Source organism: Pseudomonas sp. N40(2020) (assembly GCF_014472415.1).
In the GTDB taxonomy this organism is placed as follows: domain Bacteria; phylum Pseudomonadota; class Gammaproteobacteria; order Pseudomonadales; family Pseudomonadaceae; genus Aquipseudomonas.
Genome location: NZ_JACSZV010000002.1, coordinates 207,482 through 231,569, shown reverse-complemented (window position 1 = coordinate 231,569; position 24,088 = coordinate 207,482). Strand labels below are relative to the sequence as shown.

19 protein-coding genes and 1 pseudogene are annotated in these 24,088 nt (G+C 59.5%); 11 read left to right on the top strand and 9 right to left on the bottom strand.

Annotated elements, in window-relative coordinates:
• Positions 1–76 precede the first annotated feature (76 nt).
• Complete coding sequence (locus IAI51_RS02600) at positions 77–1,150, bottom strand: diguanylate cyclase (protein ID WP_187677063.1); 1,074 nt, start codon at positions 1,148–1,150, stop codon at positions 77–79.
• Positions 1,151–1,337: 187 nt separating this feature from the next.
• Here IAI51_RS02600 and IAI51_RS02595 point away from each other — a divergent pair, with 187 nt between their 5' ends.
• From IAI51_RS02595 to IAI51_RS02565, 7 genes are all read left to right on the top strand, one after another.
• On the top strand, positions 1,338–2,792 hold the full coding sequence (locus IAI51_RS02595; RefSeq protein ID WP_187677062.1) for a flavin-containing monooxygenase: 1,455 nt from the start codon (positions 1,338–1,340) through the stop codon (positions 2,790–2,792).
• Positions 2,793–2,813: 21 nt separating this feature from the next.
• Positions 2,814–3,740, top strand: a complete 927-nt coding sequence (locus tag IAI51_RS02590) for an alpha/beta fold hydrolase (protein WP_187677061.1) — start codon at positions 2,814–2,816, stop codon at positions 3,738–3,740.
• Positions 3,737–5,236 carry a glycolate oxidase subunit GlcD gene (glcD, locus tag IAI51_RS02585; RefSeq protein WP_187677060.1) on the top strand — a complete coding sequence of 500 codons (1,500 nt, stop codon included), beginning with the start codon at positions 3,737–3,739 and terminating at the stop codon, positions 5,234–5,236. The genes IAI51_RS02590 and glcD overlap by 4 nt, the downstream gene beginning before the upstream one ends.
• Positions 5,236–6,285: a glycolate oxidase subunit GlcE gene (gene glcE, locus IAI51_RS02580; RefSeq protein ID WP_187677059.1), complete on the top strand. Its 1,050-nt coding sequence runs from the start codon at positions 5,236–5,238 to the stop codon at positions 6,283–6,285. Before glcD ends, glcE begins: the two co-directional genes overlap by 1 nt.
• 2 nt (positions 6,286–6,287) lie before the next feature.
• Positions 6,288–7,508: a glycolate oxidase subunit GlcF gene (gene glcF, locus IAI51_RS02575; protein ID WP_187677058.1), complete on the top strand. Its 1,221-nt coding sequence runs from the start codon at positions 6,288–6,290 to the stop codon at positions 7,506–7,508.
• Positions 7,509–7,596: 88 nt separating this feature from the next.
• Complete coding sequence (locus IAI51_RS02570) at positions 7,597–8,976, top strand: VOC family protein (RefSeq protein WP_187677057.1); 1,380 nt, start codon at positions 7,597–7,599, stop codon at positions 8,974–8,976.
• 192 nt (positions 8,977–9,168) lie between these two features.
• Entirely contained in the window at positions 9,169–9,666 is a 498-nt protein-coding gene (locus IAI51_RS02565) for a hypothetical protein (protein WP_187677056.1), read from the top strand.
• Positions 9,667–9,706: 40 nt separating this feature from the next.
• On the opposite strand, the gene IAI51_RS02560 is transcribed toward IAI51_RS02565, so the two are convergent.
• Positions 9,707–10,522 (bottom strand): VanW family protein, encoded by an 816-nt coding sequence (locus IAI51_RS02560; RefSeq protein ID WP_187677055.1) that lies wholly within the window; start codon positions 10,520–10,522, stop codon positions 9,707–9,709.
• Positions 10,523–10,688: 166 nt separating this feature from the next.
• On the opposite strand from IAI51_RS02560, the gene IAI51_RS02555 reads away from it, so the two are divergent.
• Entirely contained in the window at positions 10,689–11,510 is an 822-nt protein-coding gene (locus IAI51_RS02555; protein ID WP_187677054.1) for a glycosyltransferase family 2 protein, read from the top strand.
• A 335-nt stretch (positions 11,511–11,845) separates the two neighbouring features.
• On the opposite strand, the pseudogene IAI51_RS02550 reads toward IAI51_RS02555, so the two are convergent.
• The 5 genes and pseudogenes from IAI51_RS02550 to IAI51_RS02530 form a co-directional block, all read right to left on the bottom strand.
• Positions 11,846–12,429 (bottom strand): annotated as a pseudogene (locus IAI51_RS02550) (hypothetical protein).
• Positions 12,430–12,514: 85 nt separating this feature from the next.
• Positions 12,515–12,697, bottom strand: a complete 183-nt coding sequence (locus IAI51_RS02545) for a hypothetical protein (protein WP_187677053.1) — start codon at positions 12,695–12,697, stop codon at positions 12,515–12,517.
• A gap of 115 nt (positions 12,698–12,812) precedes the next feature.
• Complete coding sequence (locus IAI51_RS02540) at positions 12,813–13,880, bottom strand: lipocalin-like domain-containing protein (protein WP_187677052.1); 1,068 nt, start codon at positions 13,878–13,880, stop codon at positions 12,813–12,815.
• Positions 13,870–16,341, bottom strand: coding sequence for an ABC transporter permease (locus IAI51_RS02535; protein WP_187677051.1), 2,472 nt, complete (start codon positions 16,339–16,341; stop codon positions 13,870–13,872). The genes IAI51_RS02540 and IAI51_RS02535 overlap by 11 nt, the downstream gene beginning before the upstream one ends.
• Positions 16,338–16,991, bottom strand: coding sequence for an ABC transporter ATP-binding protein (locus IAI51_RS02530; protein WP_187677050.1), 654 nt, complete (start codon positions 16,989–16,991; stop codon positions 16,338–16,340). The genes IAI51_RS02535 and IAI51_RS02530 overlap by 4 nt, the downstream gene beginning before the upstream one ends.
• 139 nt (positions 16,992–17,130) lie before the next feature.
• Here IAI51_RS02530 and IAI51_RS02525 point away from each other — a divergent pair, with 139 nt between their 5' ends.
• Positions 17,131–19,104 (top strand): alkyl/aryl-sulfatase, encoded by a 1,974-nt coding sequence (locus IAI51_RS02525; RefSeq protein WP_187677049.1) that lies wholly within the window; start codon positions 17,131–17,133, stop codon positions 19,102–19,104.
• A 42-nt stretch (positions 19,105–19,146) separates the two neighbouring features.
• Here IAI51_RS02525 and IAI51_RS02520 read toward each other — a convergent pair whose 3' ends face one another.
• Entirely contained in the window at positions 19,147–19,989 is an 843-nt protein-coding gene (locus tag IAI51_RS02520) for an AraC family transcriptional regulator ligand-binding domain-containing protein (protein WP_187677048.1), read from the bottom strand.
• A gap of 96 nt (positions 19,990–20,085) precedes the next feature.
• Here IAI51_RS02520 and IAI51_RS02515 point away from each other — a divergent pair, with 96 nt between their 5' ends.
• Both IAI51_RS02515 and IAI51_RS02510 read left to right on the top strand, forming a co-directional pair.
• Positions 20,086–21,006: a LysR family transcriptional regulator gene (locus tag IAI51_RS02515; RefSeq protein WP_187677047.1), complete on the top strand. Its 921-nt coding sequence runs from the start codon at positions 20,086–20,088 to the stop codon at positions 21,004–21,006.
• 124 nt (positions 21,007–21,130) lie between these two features.
• Positions 21,131–22,150: a helix-turn-helix transcriptional regulator gene (locus tag IAI51_RS02510; RefSeq protein ID WP_187677046.1), complete on the top strand. Its 1,020-nt coding sequence runs from the start codon at positions 21,131–21,133 to the stop codon at positions 22,148–22,150.
• Positions 22,151–22,181: 31 nt separating this feature from the next.
• On the opposite strand, the gene IAI51_RS02505 is transcribed toward IAI51_RS02510, so the two are convergent.
• Entirely contained in the window at positions 22,182–23,879 is a 1,698-nt protein-coding gene (locus IAI51_RS02505) for a sulfatase-like hydrolase/transferase (protein ID WP_187677045.1), read from the bottom strand.
• Positions 23,880–24,088 lie beyond the last annotated feature (209 nt).

The window sequence follows — 24,088 nt, the reverse complement described above, 5'->3', positions numbered from 1 at the left end:
TACCTGACATTGACGCGAGGCTCTATCCCGGATGCGACACCGATTGAACCGGTTCACACAGGTGATATACGGGGAGTCAGACCGAGTCGAGCACCGGCTGCTTGGGCAGGTTGTCGCAATTGCAGATAACCCGGTTGCGCCCACTGGCCTTGGCCTCGTACAACGCCTGATCCGCATCATTGAGCCAACGCGTCGCATCGGCATGGGCCGGATCGTACTCCGCCAGTCCGATGCTCAAGCTGACCTTCAGCGCCGGGTTCTGCTCATAGCCCAGCGTGGCGAAGCGCTCGCGCAACGCTTCCATGGCTTGGGCGGCATGGAACAATGGTAGCTCCGGGAGAATCACGCAGAATTCATCGCCCCCATATCGCCCCGCGATGTCGGTGGCACGCAGGTTCTGCTTGAGCAGTTTGCTCAGTTGCCGCAGCACGATGTCGCCGGCCACATGGCCGTAGGTGTCATTGATCGCCTTGAAATGATCGATGTCGATCAATGCAATCGCCGCACCCTGTTTCTGCCGTTTGCAGCGCTGAAAGGCGATTTCCAGTTGATCCTTCCAGGCACCGTGGTTGAGCAGCCCGGTGAGGCTGTCGGTGCGGCTAAGCGCGAGCAATTCACGTTTATGCAGCCCCAGCGTGTAGGCCTGGCGAAAGCAGATCCAGCCCAGCGCCAGCGGATAGAGCATCAGCAACGGCAGGCAGGCATACAGTTGCAAGGGTGAGGTTTGCGGAATGAAGGCTGGGGCAAACACCACCAGCCCTACGCCAACCCCAAGGAGCTGCGCCGCAGATCCGGCCAGCAGAAAGCGAACACCGCCGATGGCCACGTTGTTCATCGCCATCATCGAGATGGTCGTGGCGCTGGGCAGCGGATTGAACTGCATGGCGGCGACCCAAAAACCGCCGAGAAAGGCGTCGATCAATAGATTTCGGTGTTCGCCGTGGTAAGGCACGCTTGAACGGCGCGCCCATTGAAAGGCCAAATGCGGCCAGACCAGGCCGTTGATCAGCATCAGCGCCCATACCCACAGCGGTGGATCGAGCGGGTACATCGCCACGCTCACGCAAAGAAGCCCCAGGACCAGACCGAGGGTTCGCGATGTGTAGAGCCTCCTGGCCAATGAAAGTCCCTTCCCTCCCGTGTTTCCCATAGGGGCCTCGATCACTCGACGGAACTTGCACACCGTCAGACGGACTGGCTTGGAGTCTAACAGGGCGACGTTAAATAGCCATCACCGGCTAGCGGGCTCAACGGGCGCTGATCCGCCGCGCACAGTGCAAATATTTGGCTATACATGAAAGGAGGAAAACGGAAAAACAACTATAAGAAGGAGGCCCATGCAGACTTACCAAGTGTTGATCATCGGTAGCGGTTTTGGCGGCCAGTGTGCGGCGGTCAACCTGCTCAAGGCCGGGATCGACGATTTTCGTATGCTGGAACGGCGCGACTTCTTCGGTGGCACCTGGTGCCAGAACACTTACCCCGGCGCGGCGGTGGACGTGCCGTCGCCGCTGTATTCGCTGTCATTTGCGCCGTACCGCTGGTCGCAGATGTTTGCCGAGCAGGCGGAACTGCACCGTTACACCGAGCATGTGATCGACCAGTTCGGTCTGCGTGAGCGGGTGGAACTGCAGGCCAATGTCGAGCGCGTCGAGTGGGACGAGGCTGAAAAACGCTGGGCCGTCCACACCGCGACCAAGGGCACGTTCTACGCGCAGTTCATGATCAATGCCACCGGGCCGTTGAGCCAACCGGTGATCCCACACTTCCCGGGGCAGGAGCGCTTTCAGGGCAAGACTTTTCACACAAACCATTGGGATCACAGCTACGACTACCGCGGTAAACGCGTGGCCATCGTCGGCAGCGGCGCCAGCGCGGCGCAGGTGATCCCGGCGATTGCGCCGAAGGTCGAGCAGTTGCATGTGTTCCAGCGCACACCGCATTGGGTGTTGCCTCGCGCTGATCGCGTGTTCGGGCCGTTTCAGCGTTGGCTGTTGGGCTTGAAACCGGCCTACAAGCTATTGCGCTGGCTGATCTACTGGCAGTTCGAAACTCGGGTAATTGCCTTCAAATACTCGAAACCGGCGATTCACCTGGTGCAGAAGCAGGCATTGCGCTTTCTCAAGCGCCAGGTGCCCGATCCGGTACTTCAGCAAAAACTCATCCCGGATTTCACCATCGGCTGCAAACGGGTGCTGGTTTCCAGCACTTACTACCCGGCGCTGACTCGGCCTAACGTCACCTTGCACAGTCGCGAACAAGGCATCGCCTCCATCGACGAAAGCGGGATCAACACCCAGGACGGTCAGCACATCGATGTGGATCTGATCGTCTGGTCGACCGGTTACGACGCCACCGATGGCGTTATTTCCTACCCGGTCAGCGGAAAAAACGCCGTGCAGCTCAGAGAGGTATGGGCCGAATACCCCCGCGCCTACCTCGGCACCAGCCTGCCGGACTTTCCCAACCTGTTTATCGTCACCGGCCCCAACACGGGCATTGGCCACACATCGGCGCTGTTCATCATCGAATCGCAGATGAACTACATCCTCGACTGCATCTGCACCGTGCAGGCCAGAGGCCTGCGCAGCATCGAAGTACGTCCCGAGGCAGAACGTACCTACACTGAGATGATCCACCGGGAGATGGAGCGCACGGTCTGGAAGTCCGGCGGCTGCCACAGTTGGTACCAAAGCAAGAGCGGTCATGTGATCGCTATGTTTCCCGGCTTCAGTTTCAGCTATTACCGCTTGACCCGGGCGCTGAAACCGGCCGATCACATTCTGTCCTGACTACGTAAAAGGAAGACGTCGATGCTTTTGCTGTTTGTCGCCCTCGCAGTGTTCGTGGCCTGGAGTTGGCTGAGTTACCCGGCGGTCGGCCATTGGCTGTATGACCTGAACATGGCCACCGAAGCCAAGTTGTACAAGCTGCACAAGATCGAAGTGCCGATCGCCGAGATGACCGTGTCGACCTGGCAAGGTGGGCCGTACGAAGCTGCCAGCGCGATCCTGATGCTGCACGGTTACAGCGCCGACAAGAACCTGTGGCTGCGCTTCTCGCGGCATTTCGTGCGCCAGTATCGAGTGATCATTCCGGATCTGGCCGGCCACGGTGAAACCGGCTTCAAGGCCGGCGGCGGCTACGATATCCCGCTGCAGGCCAAGCGCATGATCCAGTTGCTCGACGTTTGCGGCGTGGAGAAAGTCCATGTGATCGGCAACTCCATGGGCGGCTACATTGCGGCGTGGTTGGCGGCGACGTATCCGGACAGGATTGCCTCGGTAGCGCTGATTGATCCGGCCGGCGTCACGGCGCCGGAGGTCAGTGACATGGAGCGGCATCTGGCCCGTGGGCATAACCCGTTTCTGATCAATTCCCGAGAGGAATTCCAGCAGTTTTATGCCATGACCATGGCTTCGCCGCCGTGGGTGCCGAAGCTGGTACTGGATGCCATCGCCCAGCGCTACGAACGGCAACGCGATGAACTGGAAGAGATCTTCCGCGATTTCCGCGCCAGCCCGCCGATGGAGCCGAAACTGGCCGACATCAAATGTCCGGCGCTGCTGCTGTGGGGTCGCAAGGATCGGCTGATCGACGTCAGCAGCGTGCCGATCTGGAGTAAAGGCATCGTCAATTTGCAGGTGGATGTGTGGGACGGCGTCGGGCATATGCCGATGGTCGAACAGCCGGTTAATACCGCGCGGTTGTACCGGGAGTTTCTGGGAAATCAGCAATGAACATCCTCTACGACGAGCGCCTCGACGGCCCGTTGCCTGACGTGAACAAGGCCGAGCTACTGAAGGCCTTGCAGCAAGCCGTGCCCGACCTCGACATTCTGTGGCGTGAAGACGAACTCAAACCCTACGAATGCGACGGTCTGTCGGCTTACCGCACGACGCCCATGCTGGTTGCCCTGCCCCGTCGGCTCGATCAGGTGCAGACCCTGCTCAAACTCTGCCATCAACAGAACGTTCCGGTGGTCGCTCGTGGCGCGGGCACCGGTTTGTCCGGCGGTGCCTTGCCGCTGGAAAAAGGCTTGCTGCTGGTCATGGCGCGCTTCAACAACATCCTGCACATCGACCCGGCTGCGCGCACCGCACGGGTTCAGCCGGGCGTACGCAATCTGGCAATCTCCCAGGCCGCCGCGCCGTTCGGCCTGTATTACGCGCCGGACCCGTCGTCACAGATCGCCTGTTCGATCGGCGGCAATGTCGCCGAAAACGCCGGGGGCGTGCATTGCCTCAAGTACGGTTTGACCGTACACAACCTGCTGAAAATCGAAGTGCTGACCATCGAGGGCGAACGCCTGACGTTGGGCTCCGATGCCCTCGATTCAGCGGGTTTCGACCTGCTCGCGCTGTTCACCGGTTCCGAAGGTTTGCTGGGGATCATCACCGAAGTCACGGTCAAACTGCTGCCCAAACCCCAGGTCGCCAAGGTGCTGCTGGCCAGTTTCGATTCCGTGGAAAAGGCCGGGCGCGCGGTGGCGGAAATTATTGCGGCAGGGATTATTCCCGGTGGCCTGGAAATGATGGACAACCTAGCCATCCGCGCCGCTGAAGATTTCATTCACGCCGGTTACCCGGTCGACGCCGAAGCCATCCTGTTGTGCGAACTCGATGGCGTCGAAGCCGATGTCCATGACGACTGCCAGCGGGTACGCGCCGTCATGACCGAGGCCGGCGCGACCGAAGTGCGCCAGGCCCGTGACGAAGCCGAACGCGTGCGTTTCTGGGCCGGGCGCAAAAACGCCTTCCCGGCCATCGGCCGATTGTCGCCGGACTACTACTGCATGGACGGCACCATCCCGCGCCGCGAATTGCCCGGCGTGCTGCAAGGCATTGCGCGCCTCGGCGAGGAGTACAACTTGCGTGTGGCCAACGTGTTCCATGCCGGCGACGGCAACATGCACCCGCTGATCCTGTTCGACGCCAACCAACCCGGCGAACTGCACCGCGCCGAAGCGCTGGGCGGCAAGATCCTCGAATTGTGCGTGCAGGTCGGCGGCAGCATTACCGGCGAACACGGGGTCGGCCGCGAGAAAATCAATCAGATGTGCGCGCAGTTCAACAACGACGAACTGCGCCTGTTTCACGCGGTAAAAGCCGCGTTCGACCCGAAGGGCCTGCTCAACCCCGGCAAGAACATCCCGACCCTGCACCGCTGCGCCGAATTCGGTGCGATGCACATTCATGCCGGGCAACTGCCATTCCCTGAGCTGGAGCGCTTCTGATGGCCGATTTCGATGCCAGCAGCGCCCTGCTCGATCAGGTCAACGAGGCGCGGGCCAATGCCACGCCGCTGAAGATTCAGGGCGGCAACAGCAAGGCGTTTCTCGGGCGCGAAGTGGCCGGTGAAGTGCTGGATACTCGCGCGCACCGTGGCATCGTTCGTTATGACCCGACCGAGTTGGTAGTCAGCGTGCGTGCCGGCACGCCGTTGTCCGAGTTGCTCGCCGCGCTGGACGCTGCCGGGCAAATGTTGCCGTGCGAACCGCCCGCGTTCGGCGACGGCGCCACGGTCGGCGGCATGATCGCCACCGGGTTGTCCGGGCCACGGCGGCCATGGTCGGGCTCGGTGCGGGATTTCGTCCTTGGCACAAGGGTGATCACCGGTCTCGGCCAACACCTGCGCTTCGGCGGTGAAGTGATGAAAAACGTCGCCGGTTATGACCTGTCACGGCTGATGGCCGGTAGTTACGGCTGCCTAGGCGTGCTGACTGAAGTCTCGCTGAAAGTCCTGCCCAAACCCCGTCAGTGCCTGAGCATCCGCCTCGATATCGACTGCACCCGCGCCTTGGCCAATCTCGCCGAATGGGGCCAGCAACCGCTGCCGATCAGCGCCGCGTGTCACGATGGCGACAGTCTTTACCTGCGCCTTGAGGGCGGCGAAGGTTCTGTGACGGCGGCGCATCAACGTTTGGGCGGTGAACCGCTGGACTCGGTGTTCTGGCGGGATTTGAACGAACAACGTTTGCCGTTTTTCGACGAAGGCCTGCCGCTTTGGCGCCTGTCACTACCCAATAACCTCGGCCCACTGGACTTGCCAGGCGAGCAACTGATCGACTGGGCCGGCGCGCAACGCTGGCTTAAATCCGACAAACCGCACATTCATATCCACGCCCAGGAACTCGGCGGCCACGCCACGTGCTTCACTCACGGCGCCAGTGACTCGCCGTTCCAGCCGCTGGACTGGACCCTGCTGCGCTATCACCGGCAACTCAAGGCGCAACTCGACCCCCAAGGGCTGTTCAACCCAGGCCGGATGTACGCGGAGTTCTAGCCATGCAAACCACCCTCAGCGAGCAATCCCGACTGTTGCCCCGTGCCGCCGAGGCGGAAAAGATCCTGCGCACTTGCGTGCATTGCGGCTTTTGCAACGCCACATGTCCGACCTATCAATTACTGGGTGATGAACTCGATGGCCCGCGCGGGCGCATCTATCTGATCAAGCAAGTACTCGAAGGCGCACCGGCCACCCCGCAGACGCAACTGCACCTGGACCGCTGCCTGTCGTGCCGCAACTGCGAAACCACCTGCCCGTCCGGCGTCGATTATCACAACTTGCTCGACATTGGCCGGGCGGTGGTCGATCACGCGGTACCGCGTCCGGCGGCGCAGCGTTTGTTGCGTGAGGGACTGCGGGCCTTGGCACCGAATCCGGGGTTGTTCAAGGGTTTGCTGCGGATGGGCACGGCATTCCGACCGCTGTTGCCGCGAATGTTTGAAAGCAAATTGCCACAGCATCTGCCGAGTTCGGGTGTGCGCCCGCACCCACAGCATGCGCGCCGGGTTTTGCTGCTGGAAGGCTGCGTGCAACCGGGTTTGTCGCCGAATACCAATGACGCCACGGCGCGGGTGCTGGATCGACTCGGGATCAGTGTCACGCCAGTGGCCGAAGCGGGTTGTTGCGGCGCGCTGGACTATCACCTCGACGCCCAGGCCAAAGGCCTCGATCGCGCCCGGCAGAACATCGACGCCTGGTGGCCGCATCTGCAAAACGGCGCCGAAGCCATCGTACAAACTGCCAGCGGCTGCGGCGCGTTCATCAAGGATTACGGGCATCTGCTGGAGGATGATCCGGCTTACGCCGACAAGGCGCGGCGGATCAGCGAACTGACCCTCGATCTGGTGCAAGTTATCGCGCAGGAACCGCTGGAACAGGTGTGTGCCGCCAGCGAACAGCGGATCGCCGTGCATTGCCCGTGCACCTTGCAGCACGCGTTGAAACTTGGCGGCGCCGTTGAAGCGGTGCTGACTCGCCTGGGCTTCAACCTGACCAACGTGCCGGACGGTCATTTGTGCTGCGGTTCGGCGGGCACTTATTCGCTGACCCAACCGGCCATCGCCCGGCAACTGCGCGACAACCGCCTCAATGCTCTGGAAAGCGGCCGCCCCGAGCTGATCGTCACCTCCAACATCGGCTGCCAGAGCCACCTCGCCAGCGCTGGTCGGACACCGGTCAGGCACTGGATCGAACTGGTGGATCAGTCGTTGGCAGAATGAAGTTCGTAGGATTCTTCGTTTGCCCGCGCGGGAGAAGGCTGCGATCTTTTCCTCCATCCATTTCGTGACCGTGGCAGGAATTTTTTTCATGACCGTGCAGCCTTTCGTCAGCCCCGACCTGATCCGCCAACGCTTCTCCAAAGCGATGTCCGACATGTACCGCGAAGAAGTCCCGCTGTACGGCGCGCTAATGGAACTGGTGGAGCAGACCAACCGCGACGTGCTTTCACGTCAGCCAGACATCGCCCGACAACTCAACAGCACCGGCGAAATCGAACGGCTGGACATGGAGCGTCATGGCGCGATCCGTGTGGGCACCGCGACGGAACTGGCCACCCTCGCCCGCCTGTTCGCGGTGATGGGCATGCAACCGGTGGGTTATTACGACCTGACGCCGGCAGGTGTGCCGGTGCATTCCACGGCGTTTCGCGCGGTACATGAAGAGGCGCTGCAAGTCAGTCCGTTTCGAGTGTTTACCTCGTTGTTGCGGCTGGAGTTGATTGAAGATCCTGAACTTCGCGCCTTTGCCGAATCGGTGCTGGGCAAGCGTTCGATCTTCACGGCGGCGGCATTACGTTTGATCGCGCAGGCTGAGACCGCTGGCGGACTCAACGAAGCCGAAGCACAGGAATTCGTCCTACAGGCGCTGGAAACCTTTCGCTGGCATCACAGCGCCACAGTCACCGCTGAGCAGTACCAGACGTTGAGCGCCCAGCATCGTCTGATCGCGGATGTGGTTGCGTTCAAAGGCCCGCACATCAACCACCTGACCCCGCGTACCCTGGACATCGACATCGTGCAAGCACAGATGCCAGCTCATGGCATCACACCAAAAGCAGTGATCGAAGGCCCACCGCGTCGTCAATGCCCGATCCTGCTGCGCCAGACCAGTTTCAAGGCGCTGGACGAGCCGATCGCCTTCACCGATCAAAACGAAAGCCGTGGCAGCCACAGCGCGCGCTTCGGCGAAATCGAACAACGCGGCGCAGCACTGACGCCCAAGGGCCGGGCGCTGTATGACCGTCTATTGAACGCGGCGCGTGATGAACTGGGTGATTTTCCCAATGAAGCCAACGCCGCACGTTACAACGCGCTGATGACTCAACACTTTGGCGAATTTCCTGACAGCGTCGAGGGCATGCGCGAACAGGGTCTAGCGTACTTTCGCTACTTCGCCACGGAAAAGGGTTTGGCGGAGCGTAGTCTCGGTGAGGTCTCGCTTGAAGATTTGTTGCGTGACGGTCATGTGAAAGCTGAACCGCTGGTGTACGAAGATTTCCTGCCGGTCAGTGCGGCGGGGATTTTTCAGTCGAACCTTGGCGATGCCGCGCAGACACACTATGGCGAGTATTCCAATCGGCAGGCGTTTGAACAGGCGCTGGGGCGTTCGACCATTGATGAGTTGGGGTTGTATGCCGAGACGCAGTGGCGTTCGATTGAAGAGTGCTTGGCGCTACTTTTGCGCTGATAGATCAGTATCTGGTACTTCAAGTTTCGATGATTGGCGTGCTCCAATGGCCCCGACCTCGAAGACTACGATTACCCGGGCCGCTTTCATCGACCGAGAGCGCGGAAACACTCGTTTGACAAAGAACTATAAAGACTAAAAAGCAATGGCTGCCCTATCGAGTTCGAGACGCTTTAGCTGACCAGGTAACCCATGAATAAACATCAGATCAAGCTTGCAAACGGCTGGACCGCCACCTTTGAAAACAAGGGTGAGTTCCGCATGGGGGTGGAAGGCTGGGGCTTGTTTCTCCAAGGGCCGGACAACAGGAGCATCCAATATTTCGCAGACCAGATCATTCTGGTAAACGATGAGGACGGCACCCAGGCCAATTCGTGCATCCTGCTATCAAGCGATGGCGTATATGGCTATTTAAGTACAGGCGTTGATAGCTGCTGGGTGATCGATTTTGCGCGATGCATGATCGCCCCTCACCGCGTAAGCATCCGTCACTACCATGACGCCTACGACGAGAGTATTGCCCTTTATGAACAGCCAGCCTTCAAACGTGCGCGGCAATACATCAGTGTTGTTGGAAGGTACATTTATCTGACCTTCCCGCTGTCCCGCGATGAGGACTTTCCCAAGGTATGGGATGAGTATCTGTCGATACGCAGACGCCAGTTGGACGAGTTGTATTTCAGAAACTGATCAAATCAGGCGCGCAGGATCATCCAATAGTATCCGCGCGCTATCCGATCAACTCCTCCGGCACCGCATATTTGACTACCACCCGATTCCGATACAACCTCTCCCGCACCACCAACTCCCCCACCTGCCCCTTCTCCCTAACCTCCCGCCAAATCTCATTCTCCCGATACACCCTCCCCCCATCCCGCACAAACCGATGCCCTTCCTGAAACACGTGATACCGATACGCCCGCACCTGGTCACACAACAACTCACCCTCCAACTGCGTCTCGCCCACCTTCAACTTCAACTGAAAACTGCGATCCGTCGGGTTATGCAGCACAAGATCAACGTAGTTGTAAAAAATTGCCGCCCCAGAGCCAAACGGTAGCACTCGGCCCTCATCCGGGAATGGATCAAAGCTGTGGTTGGAGCGTTCCACCACCACCAGCGGCGAGTGAATGGCCATCCAGTGAATGAGGTTGCTCAGTTGGCATATCCCGCCACCCACCCCGGTTCGTGCTTCGCCGAAAGACAGTTCCATGCCTTCAACATAACCGCGCCTCAGAGTCGGACGGCCGACGAGGCGGCAGAAGGAGAAGTGTTCGCCAGGTGCAATGACGACGCCGTCGATGGCGGCGACGGCGAGCTTCAGGTTGATGACTTTGTTGTGTTGCAGGGCGAGGTCGGAGTCGCCGAGTTTGCGGATGAGTTTTGAGGTGTGTTTGAGGTAGCGAAATGGCAGTCGCTCGGCCAACGCAACAGGCCGTGCGTAGCGCTTGCCGGAGCAGTGCCAGGCGATTTGGCGGAACAGTCTTTTTTGCCACACGCGCAGCCAGTACAGGGCTGGATGGTATAGGGAGAGTGGTTTTTTCATCCGTGACACAACGGCGCTCGCCGTTTCTTCCTTGAACCGTAAAGGGGCGCGCAGTTTAGCGTGTCTGCCGCGCGATTCTGGAAATTAAGCTTCGCCTAAGGTTGCCTCGCTAACCTCCCGGCTCATGAACCCTGTCGCCATTGAATCGCGGATGAGTCTTTCTGTTATGAGTGCGTTTGATCTGCCAACCCAGCCACAGCCGAACTTCAGTCTCGTTTTGGTCAATTACAAAACCCCGGACATCACCAGGATGTGCCTGGAGTTATTGCACCAGCACGTCGTTGAACAGCGAATTCCGGTGTGGGTGGTGGACAACGATTCGGCAGATGAAAGTCTGGATTACTTGCGTTCGCTTGATTGGATCAATCTGATTGAGCGGCCTTCGCCGTGCAAAGAAGCCGGCCATATTGCCCATGGCAAGGCACTGGATCTGGCGCTGGAAAAAGTTGAAACCGATTACCTTTTCTTGCTGCACACCGACACTTTTGTCTACGACAAAGAAGTGTTTGCGATGATGATGCGCGAATGCACGAAAAGTGCGGATATGGCGGCAGTCGGTTGTGTCGAGCAAATCAATCGGGGGGTTGTGCGGGATACCTGGCGCTTAACTTCGCGCTTTTGCAAGCATTATGTTCGCCAGTTAAAAGTCCGTTTGGGTTTGAAATCCAAACCGCCGAGACCTTATAAAGAAACTCATCTGAAAAGTTTCTGCACCTTGTGGAATGCTCGATTGATGAAGTCGCTGGGCCTGCACTTTTGCATGGATGATCGAGTGCCGGGTTATACGTTGCAGGATCGGATGGCGGGTCTGGGCTATGGCATCAGGTTCCTGTCGCCACGCAAGATTTTCCGCTATCTCGATCACATCCAGGCAGGAACGGTCGCTGCGGCGGGCACCTACGGGGAAAATCACCGTCGGACGAAAATGTATCAGGCAACGATCAAGCGCTTTCAGGGCCAGCGAACCAAAACTGCGACGCACGCATGAAATTATTCGGAGCAACAAAAAGGGCGACTTTAAAGTCGCCCTTTTTGTTAACTGAAATTGTATACATCTGCTCCCAAGGAGGTGTTCGCCCAGTGTAATGGCCTGGCAATCCATGCACCGGTAAAGAGCCCTGACACTGGGCGAACGGGAGGGATTTTAATAGAAGTTGGCGGTTATGTCGTCATCGACGTACATGAAATTTATGTACGAATAATTTAATAGATATTTATCGGCGATTGCTTTCGTGAAACTTTCAAGAAAAGCAAACTCAACTAATAGTATGACTACTCTCATACATAAACTGTACAAGAGCAGTCACCCTGTAGAGTTAATACTCAACTTTCGTGTTGACTGGTCACTTTTAAGATATCGGTGTAAGTGAAAAAACGCTCTGTCCGACTTTCAGATCTTTCAGCTTGGCTTGGTTTTCAGGCGATTTCACGTCGAGGGTTTTCGACTGGCCCGCCGGGTTTTTCAGGGTTACCTGATTTTTCTTCAAATCAATTTTGGTGATTTCCAACTGCACCTGAATCTGGCGATAAGCCTCTCCGCCGGGATTATCGCTGCCGGGAGCGTTACGCACTTCGCCGGAACGTTCGACGGTGCCAGGCAGACCTTTATCCACATCGGTGTCGAGGTAGGCCGCGACGGATCGCTGAACTTCGACCTTGACCAGATCGCCGACCTTCAGATTGGCGAGGTTTTTCGCTTTGTCGCTGAACTGAACGTGAACCTGACGACCCTCAGCGCCTTCCAGCACGACCTGATGATTGGCCGCATCAACGGACACCACTTTGGTGGTGACCTGATCTGCCTCGATGGTGGCGGACAGGGGTATCTTGGCGGCAAACGCGCCAAGGCTGGTGGCGGACAGAAGGGTTGCAAGGGTGATCGACTTGGCCAGTGCATGGAGCTTCATAAGCGTACTTTCCCTGTAGTGAGTGGCAGCACCCGGCGCCGGACTCGTCCCAGGCGTCAGGTGTGTCACTGAGCATAGACGCTGTTCAGGGCTTGACCTTGGTGTGTGGTGCGGCGGTTTCTTGCGCGGTGGATTCGCCACTGGCGGTACCTTTGCCGCTTTCCTCGCGTTTCTTCGGATCGGTGGGCCGCAATGCATCGTTGTCACGCTCGGTTTCCCCCGCTGGCCGGGGTTCGTCGGGGTGCTCGTTTTCGGATGTCGGTTTCATCGGGGTAGTCCTCAGGCTTCGGGGCCGTCCATTTCGCGGGCGACGTTAATGGCGGGCGAGTCCTTTTGTAGAGGTTGAGAGATCAAATGGAGTTCAACTCAATCCATGCACTCCCTCAGTAACCGGTCATTTCCAGATAGCCCTGCCCGCCATGACTGCCGTTGATGCGCACCGGGCCTTCCCAGTAGGGAATGCGCAGGTTCATCCACGCATTGGGGTTGAGCGCCGACAGGCTGATGTCGAGGTGTTTTTCCGGGATGCTGATCGACCAGCGCACCGGCATCGAGCGGCCAGCGACCTGGGCAGTGTCTTGCGGCGTGAGTTTGATCTGCTCGCTGTGCAGGGTTTGCGTCTGGCCGTCGGCGTTGATCCAGGTGCCGGTCAGATAAGGCGCACCGTTCTTCTGGCGCATGCGGTACAGCATGACGTGTTCGCCACTATCCAGATGCAGGGAGAACCAGTCCCAGCCGGTCTGATTGGCGGTCAGCGGTTGGCTGCTCCACTCGCGGTCGAGCCAGGCCGGGCCGCTGACGGTGTAGGTCTGACCGCCGATCTGCAAGGTGCCGCTGGCCTGAAAGAACGGCTGGCTGTAGTAATACGACGCCTGCCCTTCCTCCGATTTCTGACTGAATCCTTTATCACCCTGCAGCACCAGCGGACGGCTGGAGGTGAGGTGTAGTTGATAGGCGAAGGATTTATCGCGCGCACTCAGTTGCAGGTCAGTCAAAGGATCCTGCGCCTGACTGGCGAACATCCAATCGTCGATCCACGCCTCGAACGGCACCAAACGCACGCCAGCCTGACCGACGCCACCCCGGGCATAGCGTTCGGCAGCGTGATGCACCGAGCTGGAAGTCACCGCCGCATGCCCCAGCCAGATCGTTTGATTGCCCCACCCTGTTTGCTCCGGCACTGGTTTCAATGCACTGCGAAACAGCGTCCATTGCACGCCAAATTCATTGCCCTGCTGATCCTTGAGATTGGCGGTAACGTACCACCACTCAATGCGAAAACCGTCGTGGGCAGCATGATCCGCCGGGAAGCTGAACACCCGTCCCGGCAACACCGGAGTAAATGCCTGTGCCTGATCGCCCATCCCGGCAAAACCCTTCTGCTCAGGCGCTGACTGATCGCAGCCAGCGAGCAACAGCACAAGCATCAGCACAACGAGGTTAATCCTCATGGGCAAACGTCCTCAGCAGATCCACCGGTTGCGTGCGGTACAGCGAATACAGTGGCCACGCCGAGGCCAGCAAAGTCGCGAGCAACGCCAAGCCCATCAACTGCACCAATTGCCACGGAAACACTCGCAGCGGCAGACGCCAGCCAAACGCCTGCACGTTGATCACCGCATCCAGGCACCACGCCAGCGCGATGCCCAATGGCAGCGCCAACACCAGCGTCAATACCGCCAACAGCCAGGTCTGGCCGAGGTTGAGCAGCATCAACTGACGTCGCGTCACGCCCAACGCCCACAGTGGTGCGAGTTGGCCGAGACGACTCTGGCTCTGGGTCAGCAGGCTGATGAACAACGCCACGCCCGCGACCGCCAAGGTCAGGCTATTCAGCGCGGCGGTGGCGGCGAAAGTGCGTTCGAATACCTGAACCGACCAGCCCTTGAGCCGCGCCTGATCGACGATTCGACTGTCATCCAGTTGGAAGCGTGCCTGCAACGCACTCACGAATGCCGGAATCTTTTGCGGGTCGATGCGCAGATTGAACCGGTTTGGCGTCAGTTGTGGCCAGCCGCGCAGCAGGTGATTGATGTTGACCAGCAAATGGCCCTTGGGATTGCCGTAATCGGCATAGATGCCGACGATGCGCGGCGACCAGGCGCCATTCGGTGCGGGAATTGTCAGGCGATCACCCGCGCGCACTTTCAGCCGTCGCGCGAGTTGCTCGCTGAGCATCACCGCATCGTCCGTTGCCAGATGCGCCCACGGATCACTGCCGCTGGCGTCGAGCAACGGCCAGTGCTGACGATAATAAGCATGGTCGATCACCCCGAACACGTCCGCCGGCCAGCCTTGCAGCGTTACCGACACCTGCCAGTTGGGCAATATTGCCGTGACCTGCGGCTGTCGTTTGAGCCAGTTGTACATTTCGCGGGCCTGAGCCGGGTTGGTCGGGTTGATGTATAGCTCGGCGCTCAGGCGTTGTTCGAGCCAGTCGTTGAAGGTCTGGCGAAAACCGGCGGTCATGCTGCCGGCGCCGATATTGGCGGCGAGCGCCAGGAGCAAAGCCATCAGCGCCAGACTCAATGCCGGAAGTTGCTGCCGGCAGTCGGCGAGAAACCACTGGCCGAGCACTGAGCGACTGCGTCCGAGCAACGGACTCAGTATCGCACTCAGCAACACTGGCAAGGCCAACGCGGCACCGAGCAACAACCCCGCCATCAACACAAAACCGCTGGCCAGACTGTCGCCCCAGATCAACGCCACCAGCGCAATCACGCCCAACACCAAGGCCAGCCAACCCTGGCGACGCAGCCAACGCGCATATTGCTGATGCCAGGCTTGCGGATCGGCCACCGCCAACAACGGCAGACGCGCTGCCCGCAGCAGGCTGTTGGCCCCGGCCAGCAAAGCGCCAAGCAGACTCAAACCCATCCCGCTGAACCACCACCAGGGGCTCAAGCGCAACTGCCCCGCCACTTCCGCGCCGTACAAACCGCGCAGGCTGGCGGCGACATCCGGCAGCAAGACGCTGGCCAGCCAATAACCGCTGACCACGCCGAACACGCCGCCGATCAGTGCCAGCACACCCAGCTCAACCACCAGACAGCCAATCAACATCCGCGCACTGACCCCACAGGCTCGCAGTGTGCGCAGCAAGCCGCGCCGTTGTTCCAGAGCAAGGCCAATGGCCGCGTGGACGATGAATAAACCGACCAGGAACGAGAGAAATCCCAAGGCATCAAGGTTGAGATGAAAGCTCTCGGTCAGTCGCGCCAGATTGTTTTCCTCACCACTGCTCTTGAGCTGCAATTGGCCTTCAAACGTGGCCGGTAACTCGCCGTGGAAATCCTTCGGCAGTAACAGCCGTGACAGTTGTCCGGGTTGTTCGAGCAAGGTTTGCGCGACGCCGATATCCACCAGTAACACGCCGGGTGCCATGTCCTTTTGCGCGCGCAGCGGCGGCAACGTCTGGCCATTGATCGTTTGCGGCGTGGCGCCTTCGCGCAGGTTCAAGGCCTGCAAGGTTTCCGGGGAAATCCACGTACTGCCCGGTGGCGTGAAGAACTCGACGATGCGTTCGATCGGCATCGCCTCCCCGGCCACCGCAGAATCGGCCGGCAGTGACACCGGCTCAATGCCCATCACCTGCAGACGCTGATTGTCGTGATCCTTGAGGTTCAAGCGGCCCTGCAACAGCGGCGACACCGGCCAGCCCTGACGGCGCAGATCGATGAACCATTGCTGCGGGAACGTCGCGTCGTTCGGCGTGCTCAGGCTGGCCTGCGGTTCGCCGCCGATCAGTTGGCTGGCGCGGGCGTAGCTGTCACGGGCCTGACTGTTCAGCGCCTCGACCCCGGTCAACAGGCTGGTGGCCAGCCACAACCCGGTCAGTACGCTGAAAAACTGCACCGGATGCCGCCGCCAATGGCTGAGCAGCGCGCGCAAGGTTTGCCGGAAAATGATCACGTCAGCCGGCCGCTGGAGAGCACTACCCGCTGCGCCAAGCGCGCCGCCACCCGTGGGCTGTGGGTGACCATCAACAGGGTTGTCGGTGTGTCGTCGAGCAACTCCAGCAACAGGCGCAGCACTTCGTCGCTGGTGGCTTCGTCGAGACTGCCGGTGGGTTCGTCGGCCAACAGCAGTTTAGGTTGCGAGGCCAGTGCCCGGCCCAGCGCGACCCGCTGCTGTTGGCCGCCGGACAATTGCTCGGGATAGCGCTTGAGCAAATCGCCCAACCCCAGACGCTGCACCAGATGCGCCTGCCAACGCGGTTCATGACGCCCGGCCAGGCGCGCCTGAAACGCCAGATTGTCCTCGACGCGCAAACTGCCGATTAGGTTGAACTGCTGGAACACCAGACCGATTTCCGTGCGTCGCCAGTTGGCCAGTTGCGCTTCGTTCATGCTTTCGAGGCGATGCTCGCCGCTGCGAATGCTGCCGCTGTCGACCTTGTCGAGGCCAGCCACCAGATGCAGCAGGGTGCTTTTGCCACTGCCGGATTCGCCCATCAGCGCCAGGCTGCTGCCGGGTTCGAGCGTCAGGTCGACGCCTTGCAGCACCGGTAGCGGGCCTTGGGGGGTGGCGTAGCGTTTGAAGACGTTGCGAACCTCAAGCATGGGCAAACCTGATCAATGAACCTCGCCCAAGGATAGCGGCCCTGAATGGTTTTTGTCCGTTGACGATCAACGTCACGCCAGAGCAGCGCACTACCCTTCAAGGCGGATCCACCTATAACGATAAAAAACCGGAGACACCATGCCCCGTTTCACTTTGAGCCCCCGTGGCCTGTTGGCCTGCCTGATCACCGCGTGCCTGAGCCAAGCGGTGCTCGCTGCCGACGCACCGGTTATCGCCAGCGCACAGACATCCGCCAGCAACGCCGCCGTCCTGCAACAACTGCCCTTCAGCGACCGCACCGATTTCGAGTCGGTCAGCAAAGGCCTGATCGCGCCCTTCAAGGGCCAGGTCAAGGATGCCGCCGGCAATGTCATCTGGGATGTGCAGGCCTACGACTTCCTCAACAAAGATCAGGCCCCGGAATCGGTGAATCCGAGTCTCTGGCGTCTGGCACAACTCAGCGCCCATGCCGGACTGTTTGAAGTGAGCCCGAAGCTGTATCAGGTGCGCGGCCTCGATCTGGCCAACATGACCATTATTGAAGGCGACAACGGGTTGATCATCATCGACCCATTGACCATGGCCGAAACCGCCAAGGCTGCGCTGGATCTGTACTACGCCAACCGTCCGCACAAACCGGTGGTGGCGGTGATCTACAGCCACACCCACGTCGACCACTTCGGCGGTGTGCGCGGGGTGATCGACGAGGCCGACGTCAAGGCCGGCAAGGTCAAGGTGTTCGCCCCGGCCGGGTTCATGGAACACGTGATGAGCGAGAACGTCTACGCCGGCAACGCGATGAGCCGTCGCGCGCAGTATCAGTTCGGCAGCCTGCTGCCCCGTGGTGAAAAAGGTCAGGTCGACGCCGGTCTGGGCAAGAGCACGCCGGCCGGCGGCACAATCACCTTGATCCCGCCCACCGACCTTATCGACAAGGCACTGGACATTCGTACCATCGCGGGTGTGCAAGTCGAGTTTCAACTGACGCCGGGCACCGAAGCACCAGCGGAAATGAACCTGTACCTGCCCGAATTGAAAGCCCTGTGCATGGCGGAAAACGCCACGCAGATGATGCACAACATCCTCACTCCACGTGGCGCGCAAGTGCGTGACGCCAAGGCGTGGTCGCAATATCTGGACGACAGTCTGGCGCGCTATGGCGACAAGGCCGACGTGCTGTTCGCCCAGCACAACTGGCCGACTTGGGGTGGCGAGCGGATTCGCACGTTCCTCGCTGACCAGCGTGACATGTACGCCTTCCTCAATGACCGAACGTTGCACCTGCTGAATCAGGGGCTGACGCCGCTGGAAATCGCCGACGCGATCAAGAAGCTGCCGGGTTCGCTGGATCAGAAGTGGTACACCCGTGGTTACTACGGCTCGCTGAGTTTCAACACCCGCGCGGTGTATCAGCGCTACCTGGGTTTCTACGACGGCAACCCGGCGAACCTCAATCCACTGCCGCCGGTGGACAGCGCCAAGCGCACGGTCGAGGCCATGGGCGGCAGCGCTGCGGTACTGGAGAAAATGCGCACCGCGATGGCCAGCGGTGACTATCGCTGGGCCGCGCAACTGGGCAATCAACTGCTGTTCGCCGAGCCGGACAATGCCGACGTGCGCAAGGCACAAGCCGAGACACTGGAACAGTTGGGCTATCAAAGCGAGAACGCCACCTGGCGCAACATGTACCTGACCGGTGCCATGGAGCTGCGCAACGGCGTACCCCCTCACGCCGGGACTTCGGTGTCGGTGGACATGGTGCGGGCAATGAGTCCGGAAATGTTCTTTGATTACCTGGCAGTGCGGCTCGACAGTGACAAGGCCGTCGGCCATGACCTGACGCTGAACTGGACGTTCGAGGACCTGCACCGGGACTTCAATCTGACGCTGCGCAATGGCGTGCTGACCCATCGCGTCGGGCTCAACCCGGCGGCGGATGCCGGTGTCAGCCTGAGCAAGGACACACTGGAGAAGATCAGCCTCAAACAACTGGACTTCCCGACGGCGATGCAGAAAGGCCTGATCAAGTTGCAAGGCAACGGCAAGAAACTGGGCGAGTTGATGGACAGCCTGGATACATTTGGGCCGCAGTTCAACATCGTTACACCTTGAGATAAGCCAGAGATGGCCGACAAAAAACCATCATCGCTGCACTTACAAAGGATTGAGCCGAAACTGCTTTGGCGTGATGCCGAACTGTTTGCGGAACGCGCGGATGAAGTTGCTCGGCTGGCGGTAACCGAGACGCTCGGCGATGCGCTCAATCGGCTGATCACCCGCGGTCAGCCAGTGCCGCGCCATTTCCAGACTGTCGTTGCGACTGGGCGCAGATGATTCGGATAGCCAGTGGCGGAGCATGCTCTGGTGCAGAAACGGATTGGCGCCGAGCAGCGTTTCGTCGAGGCATGAGCGATGCAGCGTCAGGCACGGATATTCGCCTTCTTCGACGCGAATGCCGGCTTGACGCAACCAGTGTCCAGCCGCTTGCGGCGGGCAAATCCCGACACCGACAAACACGGCGTCGGGGGCCTTGCCCAACCGCCGGGCGATGTTGCGCACCAAGGCAAGCGTTGCGGCATCGAGGCCAAAGTGATGGACCCGACCCTGCACCGGACGCAGACGCAACTGCACGAAATCCCCCGCCTCCTGCAACTCGACGGCCACGTAATTGTTCACTCGCGGCACAAACATCACGAAGCAATCGAGGCTGGCGCGCAGGGTCGCCGCTGAATCAAGCAGGATGTTCAGGCCTTGCAGACAAGTGGTCGACATCGCGTTGACCAGTTCGCAGCCAAATGTCGCGGCGACACCGGCCTGCTCACATTCACGCCATAACTGTTCAACCCGATGCGCAGGGATCTGTTCATCCTGATCAGCCAATGCGGCGCGACTGATATCCGCCCGCGCCAGCAAGGTTTGCGGGCACAGACCGGCCTGTTCGGCGTGACCGAGAATGGTGCGGGTGAAGGCGCTGGAAGCGAACATCGTTTGGGGCATGGCGATCACTACCAAGAGACAGGCGTGTACTTATGCCAGCCAACGTGATATCGATCCAATGCATTAAAAGTATCCGCAAAATGCAGGAGACGCATGATGGATTTGCGACAGCTTCGCCACCTGGCAGCCCTCGCCGACTACCGCAGTTTTGGTCGCGCGGCCGAGGCGATCAATCTCAGCCAACCGGCATTCAGCCGAAGCATTCAGACCCTGGAGCGCGATTTGGGTTGTGAGCTGGTGGAGCGCAGCAGTCGCGAATTCCGCCTCACCGGTCAGGGCGAACTGGTCCTGCAGCACGCACGGCGTCTGCTCGCTGGCAGTCAGGCGCTGCAAAACGAGTTGAGCCAATACAACGGCCTCACCGTTGGTGAACTGCAATTCGGTTGCGGGCCTTATCCGGCGCAGGTACTGGTGCCGGAAGCACTGGCGGACTTCATTCAGGCACATCCAGCGATCCGCACGCGGTTTCATCAAGGCGACTGGCAGCAACTGTCATTGTGGCTGCGCGAGCAGCAGATTGAATTTCTGGTGGCGGATGCGCGTTATTTCATCGGCGATCCGCAGTACCACGTGCAACTGCTGCGTACCCGTGCGGGGTGTTTTTTCTGCCGCGCTGATCACCCGCTCGCCAATCGAGAGAATTTGAAACTGCGTTCCCTGCTCGATTATCCGATAGTGGGAACGCGGATTCCGCCGATGATCCGCAAGATCCTCGCCGATGTGCTGGGCGAGCCGGACTTCAATCCCAGTGTCGAATGCGCCCAGTTCGACGCCATTCAGCGCGTGGTGCTGCGCTCCGACGCGGTAGGTCTGGCGACGCTGGAGGCACTGCGCGATCAGGTCGATCAAGGCTTGATCCATCTGCTCGACTTCATCGACATCCCACCCGAGGACCCGGCCTTGCATTTGAGTTACGGCATCGTCACCCGCGTCGGCTACTCCATGACCCCGGCGGCGCGGGCGATGGTTGAGGCGATTCTGGCAGTCGATCAACGCCTGCTCGCGGCTAACCAATAATCCCTGATTTACATAAAACCCTGTTGCTGACAGATCGCATCAAAGGCAAGCATGGTCTTGCTCCGGCAAATCGCTTAACGTCGGCCAGCCTGACCAGTGCCTTGAAACAAGCGGTGAGCCCTACATGACAAAAATCAATCAGCCGCCCGCCAACATTTTTTACGCCCCCACCCTGCTGGCGGCCATCGAAGAATTGCTCGCACGCGGTGTGGCGCAGCCAGCCATTGAAGCGCAGTTTCACCGCAGCCTGTTCGATCTGCGCACGCCGTTCATGCGTATTCCGCTGGTGCTCTCGCGACGCTTTTGGACGTTTGCCCTGGAGCAGACCGGTGATCCGCTGTTCGGTCTGGCGGCGGGCCGACGTTTTGTCTCCACGGCGACCAATGGCCTGACGTATCTGTTCGATGTCGCGGTTTCGCTGGAAAGCGCCTGCGATTACTTCGTACGGTTTTTTCCCTTCTTCAGTGGGCATTTCCGTGCACAGATCGTGCGCGAGGGCGAGGCTGTCGAGCTGCGTTTGCTCGATGCCGGCAGCCTTCGGGCGTGTGCGGCCACCGCCGATTACATCCTGATCAGCCTGTGCAGCATGTTGCGGCGCAAGTTGCTGGCCAGCGGACTCGGGCGTGATCCGGTGACGGGCGTGGCGCTGGTGTCGGCCAGCAGCGAAGAACATGAGCGTGCCTTTCGTGCTCCGGTGCAGGGCGAACAGGCGTATCCGGCGATTCGGCTTGATCCGCAACTGTTCGTGACGCCACTGACACCGGGCAATCAGTCGCTGGAACAGACTCTGGTGGCGTTGCTGGAGCAGACACGGCGCAACAGCGAATCGACCTTGCTGGAGCAACTCAGCGATTACTTGATCGAAGACCTGGCGGGCGCTGACTGGCAGCGCTTCTGCGCCGCGCATCATTTAGTCGAGCGTACGGCGGCTCGACGGTTGAAAGCGTTGGGCTGGAGTTTTTCCGAGTTGCTGGATGAGTATCGGCATTATCGCGCCGAGGATCTTTTGCAGGTCGGCGAACTGGAATTGGTCGAGGTGTCCGATCGCCTCGGGTACAGCGATGTGCAGAGTTTCAACCGCGCATGCCTGAGATGGCTGGGGTGTGCACCGGGGGTTTATCGGACGCGGTGGGCTGGAGTGTGATCACGGGTGTCTGACCCGGCCAATTCGAAACCTACTGCCCCGCCGCCACACTGGTCGGCGCCTGCGACGGCGTCACAATGCTGCCCAGATCAATGTGCTTCCATTCAGGCTTGGCCCCAAGCCGCGCATTGAAGCGATAGTTGAAGGTGAACGCATCCGCCGTCGACACCGTCAACGGCTTGCCATACACCGCCTCGATCCCCGCCAGGTCGTAACCCATCAACTGCAACAGGGTCGGGAAGATGTTGTAGTGACTGGAGCGATCCTTGTTCGCCGCCAGTTGAGCGGGCCAGTCCAGTGTCTTCAGGTTGCTGCCGGAAATCACCACCAACGGCACCAACCCCTCTTCCTCCACCGGATCGCCTCCACAATGCGTGTTGAGCCCTGGATTGCCACGCTCATGCAGATCCTGGCCATGATCGGAGGTGTAGATCAGCAACGCATTGTTGAGGTTGGCCTGGGCAAACACCCGCGAAAAGAACTCGCCGACATTCCATAAAACAGTGTTCTTGTAGGCGTTGCGGTACAGCACCCAGTCATCCGGCTGACCGTTGAAACCGTTACGCTCGCCAGTGTCGACCACTTCAGTGAACTGCCCACGCGGCAGGGTCGGACGGTACGCCATGAAGGCATCCGGATATTTATCGTGCACCGGGAAATGCGCGCCGACCTTGTTGATCAGGATCAGCTCTGACTTATCGTCGTTGAGCAAACTGATCAGCTTCGCCGCTGCGGCCATGTCGCGGTCGCGCACGCTGGTCTGGTCGAATTGCACAAACTCGTCGATGTCCTTTTTCTCGGTGTCGTTCATCAGGTTCTGCAGGTTGCCGGCCGTGCGCTGGGCGTCGATATATACGGTGCGCAGCCCGGCATTTTTTGCGTACTGCCAGATCGACGGCAGCGTGCTGTTGATACGCATGTAGTCGGCGCGGGTGCCACCGTAACGCAGGGTGATGTTGGTGTCGGCGCTGCAATTGGCGATGGACGCGGCGTAACCGTAATTGAAGATATCTACGCCGGCCTGCGGTTGTTTGAGGTTGCTGTGCACGCCGAACGGCGCGTTGATGTCCAGGTAATTGCCGGAAATGCTTTCGTCGATGATCAGCACGATGTCATGGCCGACCGCTTGCGCGTTGCGTGTCAGCGTTACCGGCTCACGCGGGCCGACGGTGTTGTGCAGTGCTTCATAGGCAAAAAGATTCAGATAGGCCAGCGGCGTGTACATGATCGGCAAACCACGGGCGCCCTCGCCCGCACGCAAAAACAGCACCGCACTGAGCAATAGCACGCCACACAGCGGCGCCGCCACGCGCAATGCGTTCGGCACCACCAACGAATGTCGCGGTTTCAACCCGATGCCGAACAACAGCAACAAGCCACTGAGGGCGCCGTGGATGATCGCGTCGCGATACTGGTAAGCCGCCTCCTGAATGAAGCCGCCGGAGTACACCAGCGAGACGAAGCTGCTGTAGTTCAGGTAATCCGCCGTGACCCGGGTATAGACATCAAAAAACACCGCCGAAACAAACATCGTCAATGCGAATAAATGTCGAACGAGAGTGTGCCGTATATAGGCCGTTAGATATAACGCTAAAGTAAGCGCCAAAAACATCGCGCCAAAAAGAAGCACAGCAAAACCCAGGCCGATAGCATTTAACCGCTCTATGTAATATTCGGAATAAAGCAGCAAATAAACAATTAAAAGCAGTTCTTTGGCGTATCTGAACATGGGCAATACCGGTCGTGCAAAACGGCAGAGGGTCAAGGGATTGTCGGTCAGAACCTGACACTAGCACCCGGCCATCAAAGCGCAAGAATTGACTGTTTTTTTTAGAAAGCGTCAAAAAAAAGATGACTCAAATCTGACACGCCACAAACGCTACAAGCCTTAATACTAGAGGCTTACGACCATCCATCGCTTATTTGAAATCTGAACAA

Bases quoted from the DNA above. Each gene is read 5' to 3' on its own strand.
- IAI51_RS02595 (WP_187677062.1), top strand. From the start codon at position 1,338: ATGCAGACTTACCAAGTGTTGATCATCGGTAGCGGTTTTGGCGGCCAG.
- IAI51_RS02565 (WP_187677056.1), top strand. From the start codon at position 9,169: ATGAATAAACATCAGATCAAGCTTGCAAACGGCTGGACCGCCACCTTT.
- IAI51_RS02540 (WP_187677052.1), bottom strand. From the start codon at position 13,880: ATGAGGATTAACCTCGTTGTGCTGATGCTTGTGCTGTTGCTCGCTGGC.
- IAI51_RS02515 (WP_187677047.1), top strand. From the start codon at position 20,086: ATGGATTTGCGACAGCTTCGCCACCTGGCAGCCCTCGCCGACTACCGC.
- glcF (WP_187677058.1), top strand. From the start codon at position 6,288: ATGCAAACCACCCTCAGCGAGCAATCCCGACTGTTGCCCCGTGCCGCC.
- IAI51_RS02555 (WP_187677054.1), top strand. From the start codon at position 10,689: ATGAGTGCGTTTGATCTGCCAACCCAGCCACAGCCGAACTTCAGTCTC.
- glcD (WP_187677060.1), top strand. From the start codon at position 3,737: ATGAACATCCTCTACGACGAGCGCCTCGACGGCCCGTTGCCTGACGTG.
- IAI51_RS02510 (WP_187677046.1), top strand. From the start codon at position 21,131: ATGACAAAAATCAATCAGCCGCCCGCCAACATTTTTTACGCCCCCACC.
- glcE (WP_187677059.1), top strand. From the start codon at position 5,236: ATGGCCGATTTCGATGCCAGCAGCGCCCTGCTCGATCAGGTCAACGAG.
- IAI51_RS02525 (WP_187677049.1), top strand. From the start codon at position 17,131: ATGCCCCGTTTCACTTTGAGCCCCCGTGGCCTGTTGGCCTGCCTGATC.
- IAI51_RS02590 (WP_187677061.1), top strand. From the start codon at position 2,814: ATGCTTTTGCTGTTTGTCGCCCTCGCAGTGTTCGTGGCCTGGAGTTGG.
- IAI51_RS02600 (WP_187677063.1), bottom strand. From the start codon at position 1,150: ATGGGAAACACGGGAGGGAAGGGACTTTCATTGGCCAGGAGGCTCTAC.
- IAI51_RS02570 (WP_187677057.1), top strand. From the start codon at position 7,597: ATGACCGTGCAGCCTTTCGTCAGCCCCGACCTGATCCGCCAACGCTTC.
- IAI51_RS02560 (WP_187677055.1), bottom strand. From the start codon at position 10,522: ATGAAAAAACCACTCTCCCTATACCATCCAGCCCTGTACTGGCTGCGC.
- IAI51_RS02520 (WP_187677048.1), bottom strand. From the start codon at position 19,989: ATGCCCCAAACGATGTTCGCTTCCAGCGCCTTCACCCGCACCATTCTC.
- IAI51_RS02505 (WP_187677045.1), bottom strand. From the start codon at position 23,879: ATGTTCAGATACGCCAAAGAACTGCTTTTAATTGTTTATTTGCTGCTT.
- IAI51_RS02545 (WP_187677053.1), bottom strand. From the start codon at position 12,697: ATGAAACCGACATCCGAAAACGAGCACCCCGACGAACCCCGGCCAGCG.
- IAI51_RS02530 (WP_187677050.1), bottom strand. From the start codon at position 16,991: ATGCTTGAGGTTCGCAACGTCTTCAAACGCTACGCCACCCCCCAAGGC.